Here is a 9,580-nt window from a genome sequence, read left to right as displayed (position 1 = left end):
GATTCCCATGAGCACAGCAAACCCGCACCCACGTCCGCACAGGGAACACGCTCCGGGTGTCCTGAATTGGGCCGCCGCCGATCCGCTGCGCGCCGTCCTGGCCGCCATCGCCATCATCACCGTCTTTTCAGGGGCGGCGCAGATTCCGTTCGGCGGGGCCATTCTCCGGCTGATAGGGGTAGAGCCAACGCCCGAGGCGCACCAGCTCTTCGGCACCGTGGGGATGTTCATGGTGGTGGTCGGCGGACTGCTCCTGCACACCCTGCTCAACACCGTAGCTTCGCATGAAGTAGTCCTCTGGTCCGGAGTGCAAAAAGCAGGCGCGTTTGCCGCCGTCGGGATCGGAGTGCTGAACGGCGTCTTCGCGCCACTGGCGCTGACGGTTGCCTTCTTCGACCTTGCGACGGCGGTGCTCTGCTTCGTTTATTGGCGCGGCCTCACAGCCGCAGGGAGGGTCGGTACGTGATGCGCTCCCTGGTGCTGGCCGGCGGTGGCATGCGTGTGGCCTGGCAGGCCGGAGTGGTGCGCGCGCTCGCGGAGGAAGGTCTGGCCTTCGATCATGTGGACGGAACGTCCGGCGGGATCCTGACGGCCGGGATGATGCTCTCCGGGGTGTCCCCGGAGGACATGTGCAGCAACTGGTCCGGCGTCAACGTCAAGGATTTCGGCTCGGCCCTCCCCCTGGGCGACTACCTGAAGGGACCGTGGGCCTTGCCCGCTGTTGGCGATGCCGACGGTCTCCTCAACAAAGTGTTCCCGGCGTTGGGGATCGACGCCGCGGAGATCCGTCGCCGCGCGGCGGAACCGGGCGCCGTCGGAGGCTCCTTCAATGTGGTGGAGTTCGTCGAAAAACGCTGCCACCCGATCGACGCGACGGAGATCGATCCCGAGCTCATGGCCGCGGGGATGTCACTGCCGATCTTCCTCACACCTCTGCGCAGGGACGGCAATATCTGGACCGACGCCGTCTGGGTTCGGGATGCCAACGTCGAGGAAGCGCTGAGGCGGGGTGCGGACGAAATCTGGCTCATCTGGTGCATCGGGAATTCCCCCTATTGGGGCGACGGCCCGCTGGAGCAGTACGTCCATATGATCGAAATGAGTGCCATGGGCGCACTCCTTGCGGATTTCGAGGCAGCCAAGGCCATAGGACGCGAGTTTGTGCTCCATGTGGTGCGCCCGGAACATCCTCTCCCCCTCGATCCTGAGTTCTATCTGGACAGGATCAACGCAGACACCTTGATCGGCATGGGCTACAGGGACGCACGGAAGTACCTGGACTCGATGACCAGCGACGGCTTGGCCAAGGATTCCTCGTGCACGGCCATGACCGAGCCTCCTGCCGGCGTCCGTTTCAACGACACCCTCCGCGGTGAAGCAGCCGGCGAACCACTGACTTTTTCCGCCACCGTGGTGCTGCCATCCGCCGACGCCGGAGCCGCGCCTCAGGTGTCCGGCTTCCTTGACCACCGGCCGTTCGGAGCCAGGGCGTTCCTCGCGGATGGGCGCGTTGAAACCCAAGGGGAAACCGTCAGTTACCAGGCGCGCGTGAAGCTCGACGGCGGCTGGCGGGACGTGTCGGTGACCCGCACCTTCCACGATGACCCCGGACCCGACGCGTGGTCCGATTCCCGCCGAGCCCGGTTGGTGGTGGAGGGGCGGCTCGATACCGAAGTCCGCATGAGCCTAGGCGACGCCGCGGGGCTGCTCGGCTCCGTCGAACCTGTGGGCGCCCACGGCTTCCTCGAGCGCGCCGGGGCGGCCGGAGCCTTTGTGTCCAACGGACTCCGGGAGCTCCTGCGGCGGTACTGACGTCGCGCAATGTCCACGTGTGACCCAGCTCATTACCGGTGGGTAACCATCAGGGAACAGGCGCCTGCGAAATGGCAACAACCGGGAAACACCACCGAAAAACCCAACGCCTACGCTGGACACAGGCACGTACCAACAGGTCAATCCAGCGAAGGGACCCACCATGTCCACCACCCCGTCCGCAGACTCCATCCACCTCGTCATTGCAGGAGCCGGGCCGGCAGCCCAGGCCCTCGTTCGTCGGCTGGCGGGGGTCAGCGCACCCTACAAAAACCGGGAACAGCCGGGAACAGCCGCCTTCCACGGCACCATCACCGTTCTGAGCAACCGCGACGATTGTTCCGATGCGCTCCTGGACCTAGCTGCGCTCCCCCAGGTTTCCGTTCGCTTCGGCCAGGCCGCGAGCTTCATTGACGCCCAGGCACGCACAGTGACCACCACCGAGGGCATGGAGTTCCCGTACGACCAATTGGTTGTCGCCACCGGCTCCGCGCCGATGTTTCCGCCAGTCCAGGGCGCTGCGCGCGGCTTGAACTACTCCACCATCGACGACGCTGAGCAGATCGGCACCGCGGTCAACGACATTACCCGGGCCCTGGGCCGTCGCCCCCTGGGAATCCTGGTGGGCACTGGTCCTGCGGCCGGCCAGGCCGAGGCTGTGCTGCGGGCCCGCGGAGTCCGGCCAGTCCGCACCACCCTCCGCCCCGCTTCCGTCATGCCTTCCGTCGCCGGTTCGGTGTTCCCGGCCACCGGGATCGTCTTCGAAGACGGAAGCAGCATGAACGGCGATCTTGTGGTGCTCGCCGAGGAACGGCTCCCCCGCAACGAACTCGCCGAAAGTGCCGGTCTGCAAACAGCTCCCGACGGCGGCATCCGGGTTGAGCGCGACTTCACGACCTCCGTGCCGGGCATCTGGGCGATCGGCGACGCCGCCTCCTGGGACGGCATGCGCTTGGGGCTCGTCTTGTCTTCCGATGCGGCAGCGGCCCATTGCGCCGCCCGGCTTGAAGAAGACGCCAGGTTCCGCGCTCCGAGGGCCGGGCGGACCGCCGTCGCCGCTGCCTGAGACGGCCCGGCACTTGGTATTCCCCCGTTTCGGGGCAGCCTCCACGGCGGTCGGGCAGTGTGGCAAGATGGTCATTTGACGAGCCGCGAACCTTGCGGCACGAAGCCACCGGGCCCGCCACGGAAGGACCTCCATGAGCAACGAAGCCTCTACCGCACTGGACAATAGTGCAAGCATCGCTTCATACATCGACCACACTCTTCTCAAGCCGGAGGCCAGCGAGGCCGAGGTGCGCCAGGTCTGCGCGGAGGCAGCCGAGTACAAGTTCAAATCGGTGTGCGTGAATCCGATTTGGGTCAAGACCGTCACGAAGGCACTCAAGGGTTCCGGCGTGCTCACCTGCTCGGTGGTTGGCTTCCCGCTGGGTGCTACTCCCAGCGACGTCAAGGCTTTTGAAGCCCGTGGTGCCGTGCTGGACGGTGCGGATGAAATCGACATGGTGATCAACATCGCCGCAGCCCGGGCCGGGGACAAGGGCGCATTGGTGGATGACATCACAGCGGTGGCGGAGGCGGTCCACGCGGGCGGGGCCATCCTGAAGGTCATCATCGAGACCGCGTTGCTGAATGACGAGCAGAAGGTCCTCGCTTGCGAGGCTTCAGTGGAGGCCGGGGCGGACTTCGTCAAGACATCAACCGGCTTCAACGGTGGCGGCGCCACGGCCGAGGACGTTTCGCTCATGCGCAAGACAGTGGGCCCGGACCTCGGCGTCAAGGCCTCCGGCGGAGTGCGTTCCCTGGCTGATGCACAGGCTATGATTGCTGCTGGTGCAACACGTATCGGTGCGAGCTCCGGGATTGCCATCGTCAAAGGTGAACAAGGTTCATCCGCGTACTGAATTTACCCAGTACTGAATAGCCCCGCAGCCGCCAAAGTTTTTGAGCCCCCAGGGGCCGAGGAGGAAAGCATGTCCCAGAACGCCAGCAAGCCCATCGAAAAAGAGAACAACCTGGGCCAGAGCATTTTGATCTTCGCGGTCATGATGGTCCTGTTCCTCGGCGCGATGTATTCGCTGTCTTTCCTGACGCTTAGCAACCCGTGGCCGATGGCCATCTGCCTCGGCCTGTTTGGCCTCGCCTTCTGGATCCCGCAGACCATCCTCGGCCGCTCCAACTCGGCCGGCGAAAGCTAAGCACTGACTACGAGGAAGGCCCGGGCATTCGCCCGGGCCTTCCTCGTTAAGCCGGTTTCCCGGCCCAAAGTTCAGCAGCTCAGAGCCACCGAACCGGTCAGTCCCTTCTGGCTGGATGCCGAGCAGCTGAAGATAACCGTTCCTGGAGGCTGTTCGATCACGAGGGAGATCGACGTCACGGTCAACACGGGGTTGATGCCTGTCCAGTTGTTGTTCGGGCAACCGGCTTGGGATGCGGTCACCTGGCTCGGGGCAGAAAGCACAGCCGGGTCAGTGACCAAGGTCAAGTTCCCGTTCTTGATCGCCGAGCTGTCAATGAAGGTCGGCTGGGTGGCTGGACCCACGAGGACCTTGTTTTGTCCCGGAGCGACGTTCCCGCCTTGGTTCTGGCATTGGTAAACGGCGAAGCCGTTGACGGTCACTGTGGCGAGAAGGTCCTGATTTCCGAGTCCCGCGATCACCGCGGTACAGGTAGTGGAAGCCGATGAACCGCTCGTCGTCACTGTACAGACAGGCGAGCCACCATGTTTGAAGTGAGGGCTGGCGGCTTGGGCGGCCGACAGTCCCGTTCCGAACATGAGCAAGATAGCTGCGAACAGCATGAGGACTCGTTGGATGGGCGTTTTCATTGCGAAACCTCTTTGAGGGGTAGTGATTTCTGCAAAATCGCGTGACACAACCGCCCCGGACGGCGCCGAGGCCGGCACCACGGCGAAACAGGCCGCTGCCCCCAGCTGCGTGGACCCAACCGCGACGCGACCTCCCCATTTTCGCGTCGTCACTCGCGGCAACACAGGCTTTTAGTTTTTGAATAAGACCTGCTTTGACGCCTCAAGTTTACTGCTCCGCATGGTCGCCCATGCCCGGCGTCCTAAAAAAACAGGTAATGCCACTCGGTTTGGTCAAACAAAGACAAGTAGTACCACTCGTTGTTAGTTAAACAGGGCCATGCCAGCATTTGGTCATCGATTGAATGGGCAGTCGAAGCAAGGATTGATAATTTCGAATTCCTTGCCCGCTGTCGCCTGTTCTGGGGAATACCAATTCAAAAGGAGTCTCACTCATGCGTAAATTGAGCAAAAAAGGAAAAGTCTACGCGGTTGCAGCATCAATTGCCCTCGTAGCGGCAAGCGGCGGAGCAGCCTTCGCCTACTGGTCCACCACAGGTAGCGGTTCAGGGACGGCCACCAACTCAAGTGGCAACGGCACGGTTACGCTGTCCGCGACTTTTGCGGACGGCCTGACCCCGGGTGCCTTCGAGACGATCAACTACTGGGCCACCAACAACACCACTAGCAGCACCGTCGTCAACCTCCAGCCCGTCGCAGTCACGACCAACAAGACCGGATGCCAGTCGGCTTGGTTTACTGCCTCACTGCCGAGCTCGAGCACAACTCTGGCTGCTAGTGCAACAAACGTTTCAATCGGTACAGGGACCCTGACCTTCTTGGACCAACCAGGAGTGGACCAGAACGCATGCAAGGGCGCAGTCATAACGCTAACCCTCGCCAGCTAAGCAACTGCCATCGGGCCGGGGGGCCGGCGTCGACACCTGGCCCCCTGGTTCGCCACCGTTCATAACGCACCGGAAAAGGGGAAAAGTGCAGGATCAACCCAGGCCCGTCCGCCCGTCCGTCCGCACTGCCGTCAGGGTACTGCTGGTCGGGCTGCTGGCGATGCTGATACCGGCAAGCGCTCTGTTCGCAGCAGCTCAACCAAGCAAGCCCGGGATCACCCTGCAGATCTCCCCCGCCAGCCAATCCGTCCAGCAGGGAAAGACCGCAGACTATATCCTCTCGGTGACCTCCACCGGCGGTTTCACTGGCGCCGTCGGACTCAGCGTCAGTGGGCTGCCCGGCGGATCATCGGCCGTTTTCTCCCCACCGTCGGTGACCCTGGCTTCGGGCGGCACCTCCACGTCCGCCATCAGCGTCTCAACCACCAGCTCCACCCCGGCGGGGAGCTACACCCTCACGGTCACGGGGACCAGCGGGAAAATCAACGGCAGCGTGACCGCGGGCCTGACGGTGAATTACCAGATTTCCGGATCCTTCTCGCTGAGCGCAACGCCAGCCTCGGTCACGATCGCACCCGGTGCTACGGCCGCCTACAGCATTTCGCTCACCCGGACCAGCTTTCCGGGCCCGGTCACGCTGAGCGTCCTGGGAGGCCTCCCGTCCGGGTCCGTCTCGACATTTTCGCCCAACCCCGTGACCGGGGGATCCTCAACGTTGCAGATCACCACCGCAGCCAGCGCCACGGCCGGAACCTACACCCTGTATCTGGTCGGTTCCGGGCAGGACGCCGCGGGCAAGACCCAGTACGCCTACGCCAGCGCCCAGCTGGTGCTGGACTCGAGCCTGAGACAGTTCACGCTGTCCGGAAACCTGTCCGGCTTTCTGGCACCGGGCACGTCCCTTCCCTTGAACTTGCAGATTTCCAACCCCGGCACCAAGCCGCTGTCACTGACCAACATCTCGGTCTCCATTGCGGGCGTGACGCGGACGGCGGACGCGATCAGCCGGAGCCTGCCCTGCGGGACGGCCGACTACACCGTAACGCAGTACAGCGGCCCGTACCCGTTCACCGTTCCATCTGGGAATAGCTCACTCTCCGGCCTCGGTATAGCCTCCTCCAGCTGGCCGAGGATAGGAATGATCGACGCCCACACCAACCAGGATGGCTGCAAAGGCGCAACCCTCCAGGTAACGTACTCAGGATCAGGACAGGGAAACTGACATGAAAGCGAACAGCTGGATGAAAGCGGGCCCCCTGCTCGCAGCGAAGACAGCCGTGACGGCCGCCCTGCTGAGCCTGGTCCTGGGTGTCGGTACGGCCTACGCCTACTGGTCCACCATCGGCATCGGCAGCGGCTCTGCTGCCACCGGCGACATGCAGACTGTGACCGTGGACGCCTTTGTCGCCGGAGACACTCCTGCAACCACCCTGGTCCCGGGAGGTACCGCCGAGGTGATCGTACGGGCAAGCAATCCAAATTCCTTCGCAGTGCAGCTGTACAGCTTCGCTTCCAACGGGGCCACGACGGCGGATTCCTCGCACCCGCTGTGCACCACCACAGGCGTGACGTTCAACGCCCCGGCCAGTCCTTTGACGCCAACGGTATCCATACCGGCGAATTCCTCGGTCCTGATCACCCTAAGCGGAGCCGCGTCGATGTCGACGGCTTCACAATCCAGTTGCCAAGGCGCCGTATTCCACCTTCCAGTCACGATGGCGGTCCGCAAATGAGCAAGCCCCAGCACCCTGCAGGCCGCGGACACAAGCAGGCGCTCTTGCGTCGAGTGATGGGGGCGCTCCTTGCGGTGCTCTTCATTTCCTGGGGTGGTCCGGCAGCCAACGCCTTCTGGCAATCGCTGAGCAGCAGCAATTTTGCAGCGGCGAAAGCCGACACCATCCCGCAGGGAAGCACGCCCACAGGGTCATCGAGCGGCACCAATGTCACGATCAGCTGGACGACCGTCACCACGCCGGGTGGACACAACGTGGCGGGCTACACGATTGCCCGCTACTCGTCGCCCACCGGTGGAACCAAGGTCGCCGCGGGAGGCGGCTGCGCGGGTACGGTGTCCGGGCTCAGCTGCATCGAGCAAAGCGTGCCCGACGGAACGTGGTACTACACGGTCACGCCCGTCATCCAGTTGTGGACCGGCGCGGAAAGTGCACGGAGCGCAGTCGTAGCCATTGATACGACTCCCCCCACCATCAGCGTCACCTCGATTTCCCCCACGCCAAACGGAGCGGGCTGGAACAACACCAGCCCAGTTACTGTGAATCTCGGCGCGACGGACACCGGCTCGGGCGTCGCGTCCATCAAGTACACCGTCGACGGCGGCAGCACGGTGACCGTCAACGCGGCCACAGCCGCTGTGAATGTCAGCGGCAACGGCAACCACACCGTGTCCTACTTCGCCACGGACGTCGCAGGGAACTCCAGTAATTCCCAGACTCAAACGGTCAAGATCGCTGTCCCCACGATTTCCGCACCGGCGTACGTGAACATCGCCAACAAGGGCAATGTCCCAGTCACGGGCACGGCCGAGCCTGGCGCCTCAGTAACCCTCACCGTCACGGACGCAGGGCAGGTACACACGGTCACCCCCCAGCCCGTCACAGCCGACGGAACATCCGGGGCTTGGAATATCTCTGGACTGAACCTCACTGCACTCAATGACGGAACCATTTCGTACAGTGCAGTCGCCAAGACCGCGGCCGACAACACGAGCGCGACGGCCACCACCACCTCGTTCAAAGACACTGTGGCGCCCATCGTTTCATCCGTCACCATGGCCAACGGCAGCGGGAACGGCAACGTGGGAAAGGCAAACAGCGGGGACACGCTCACCATCGTCTATTCGACGGACATGAACGCGCACACCCTGTGCAGCGGCTGGGACTCCACGTCCGCCTCCCAGACCGCCACCGGCACCGCTAGCATCAGCACAGCGAACGCGCTGACGTTCGTCAGCTCCACCTGCTCGGCGCCATCATTTGGCAGCGTGTCTCTTGGTGGCGCCTACAACACGGGCACCTCGGCCCGGACCTTCTCGGCAACCATGACCTGGACCCAGTCCTCCGGGACACTGGTTATCACCTTCACCTCCAGCGGCTCAGGTGGCACCACAGGAACTGGCGTCTCGCCGACCACTCCGCTTTACACCCCGGCAACGGGCGCTGAGGACAAAGAAGGCAACCCGATCGGCACCATCACTTCCGGCACTGCCTCGAGTTTCTAGGCACAACAGTCAACCGCCCAGGCCCAGCAAGAGGGCCTGGACGGTTGGCCACTGGTTCCGGACGAGTGTCCAGGCCGCCAAGCCAAGGCCGAGCATGGCGTAGCCGCTCACCGGAATCAGGACCAGCCATTCCCGCCGCGAACCGGCTTTGCCAAGAAGCGGGATGGAGAATGCGCCATTGGCCCGCCAGATCCCGCTGACCAGGGGCAGCTTGCGCCAGAACTTCGGCGGCTTGATCACGATCGGCCACAGCAGCGGCACTCCCCCGGTGGTGATCATGTCACCCACAATGTGGACCACGACGCCGGTCAGCATGGACAATGGCAGCCAGCTCCACTGATGCGGAGCGAACCACGTGACCAGTCCGGCCATGGCTAGGGCGAAAACCCAATTGACGATCCAGCCGGAATTCGGGAAGAGCTTGAGGGCCTTCGCTGCCAGGTTGATCATGAACATGCACAACAGCCCGGCGCCCACGGATAACCGGCCCACGGGTGTGTCCAGCTGGAACTGGGCAGCCATGGCCGCGAGCACCACGAAGGCCGAGGCGCCCAAAAGTGAATGGGTTCCCTGCCGGTGCCCTCCGCTGGCCTTCTCAATCCCGACGGCGATCACGTTCGACAACGGCGGCAGCGAGTGGGCTATGGTGCTCGCACGGTGGTCCCAATCGCACACCAAGGCAGTCCCCGCCGTCGTCATCGCTCCAATGAGGATTCCGGTGGCGTCCAAGGGGTACCAGCCCAAGGCGTATGGGCCGGTTGACGCAATAGCTATCCACGCCGCGGCCCCGGACGCGGCGTGATGTCCTCCCATCAT

At 63.6% G+C, this 9,580-nt stretch carries 11 protein-coding genes; 9 read left to right on the top strand and 2 right to left on the bottom strand.

Features of this window, described 5'->3' with window-relative positions; all coding sequences use genetic code 11:
* Nucleotides 1-7 precede the first annotated feature (7 nt).
* From LFT43_RS05915 to LFT43_RS05895, 5 genes are all read left to right on the top strand, one after another.
* Nucleotides 8-466 carry a hypothetical protein gene (locus tag LFT43_RS05915; protein ID WP_395801599.1) on the top strand — a complete coding sequence of 153 codons (459 nt, stop codon included), beginning with the start codon at nt 8-10 and terminating at the stop codon, nt 464-466.
* Complete coding sequence (locus LFT43_RS05910; protein WP_395802934.1) at nt 466-1,812, top strand: patatin-like phospholipase family protein; 1,347 nt, start codon at nt 466-468, stop codon at nt 1,810-1,812. The genes LFT43_RS05915 and LFT43_RS05910 overlap by 1 nt, the downstream gene beginning before the upstream one ends.
* A gap of 163 nt (nt 1,813-1,975) precedes the next feature.
* Complete coding sequence (locus LFT43_RS05905) at nt 1,976-2,878, top strand: FAD-dependent oxidoreductase (protein ID WP_395801598.1); 903 nt, start codon at nt 1,976-1,978, stop codon at nt 2,876-2,878.
* A gap of 133 nt (nt 2,879-3,011) precedes the next feature.
* Nucleotides 3,012-3,716, top strand: a complete 705-nt coding sequence (deoC, locus tag LFT43_RS05900; RefSeq protein ID WP_395801597.1) for a deoxyribose-phosphate aldolase — start codon at nt 3,012-3,014, stop codon at nt 3,714-3,716.
* A 69-nt stretch (nt 3,717-3,785) separates the two neighbouring features.
* Nucleotides 3,786-4,010, top strand: coding sequence for a hypothetical protein (locus LFT43_RS05895; RefSeq protein WP_395801596.1), 225 nt, complete (start codon nt 3,786-3,788; stop codon nt 4,008-4,010).
* A 71-nt stretch (nt 4,011-4,081) separates the two neighbouring features.
* On the opposite strand, the gene LFT43_RS05890 is transcribed toward LFT43_RS05895, so the two are convergent.
* A complete protein-coding gene (locus LFT43_RS05890; protein WP_395801595.1) occupies nt 4,082-4,639 on the bottom strand; it encodes a hypothetical protein in 558 nt (185 codons plus the stop codon).
* 434 nt (nt 4,640-5,073) lie between these two features.
* On the opposite strand from LFT43_RS05890, the gene LFT43_RS05885 reads away from it, so the two are divergent.
* The 4 genes from LFT43_RS05885 to LFT43_RS05870 all read left to right on the top strand — a co-directional run bounded on the left by LFT43_RS05885 (nt 5,074) and on the right by LFT43_RS05870 (nt 8,764).
* The gene (locus tag LFT43_RS05885; protein ID WP_395801594.1) at nt 5,074-5,526 is read left to right on the top strand and encodes a hypothetical protein; all 453 of its coding nucleotides are present in this window, start codon (nt 5,074-5,076) and stop codon (nt 5,524-5,526) included.
* An 85-nt stretch (nt 5,527-5,611) separates the two neighbouring features.
* Nucleotides 5,612-6,748 carry a hypothetical protein gene (locus LFT43_RS05880; protein ID WP_395801593.1) on the top strand — a complete coding sequence of 379 codons (1,137 nt, stop codon included), beginning with the start codon at nt 5,612-5,614 and terminating at the stop codon, nt 6,746-6,748.
* A 1-nt stretch (nt 6,749) separates the two neighbouring features.
* Entirely contained in the window at nt 6,750-7,259 is a 510-nt protein-coding gene (locus tag LFT43_RS05875; RefSeq protein ID WP_395801592.1) for a hypothetical protein, read from the top strand.
* Nucleotides 7,256-8,764 carry an OmpL47-type beta-barrel domain-containing protein gene (locus LFT43_RS05870; RefSeq protein WP_395801591.1) on the top strand — a complete coding sequence of 503 codons (1,509 nt, stop codon included), beginning with the start codon at nt 7,256-7,258 and terminating at the stop codon, nt 8,762-8,764. Before LFT43_RS05875 ends, LFT43_RS05870 begins: the two co-directional genes overlap by 4 nt.
* A 9-nt stretch (nt 8,765-8,773) precedes the next feature.
* On the opposite strand, the gene LFT43_RS05865 is transcribed toward LFT43_RS05870, so the two are convergent.
* Nucleotides 8,774-9,580 (bottom strand): metal-dependent hydrolase, encoded by an 807-nt coding sequence (locus tag LFT43_RS05865; protein ID WP_395801590.1) that lies wholly within the window; start codon nt 9,578-9,580, stop codon nt 8,774-8,776.

The organism is Arthrobacter sp. FW306-04-A (genome assembly GCF_044358315.1).
Classification (GTDB): domain Bacteria; phylum Actinomycetota; class Actinomycetes; order Actinomycetales; family Micrococcaceae; genus Arthrobacter.
Note: the sequence above shows the minus strand (reverse complement) of the source record. Positions and strands in the feature narration are given on the sequence as shown.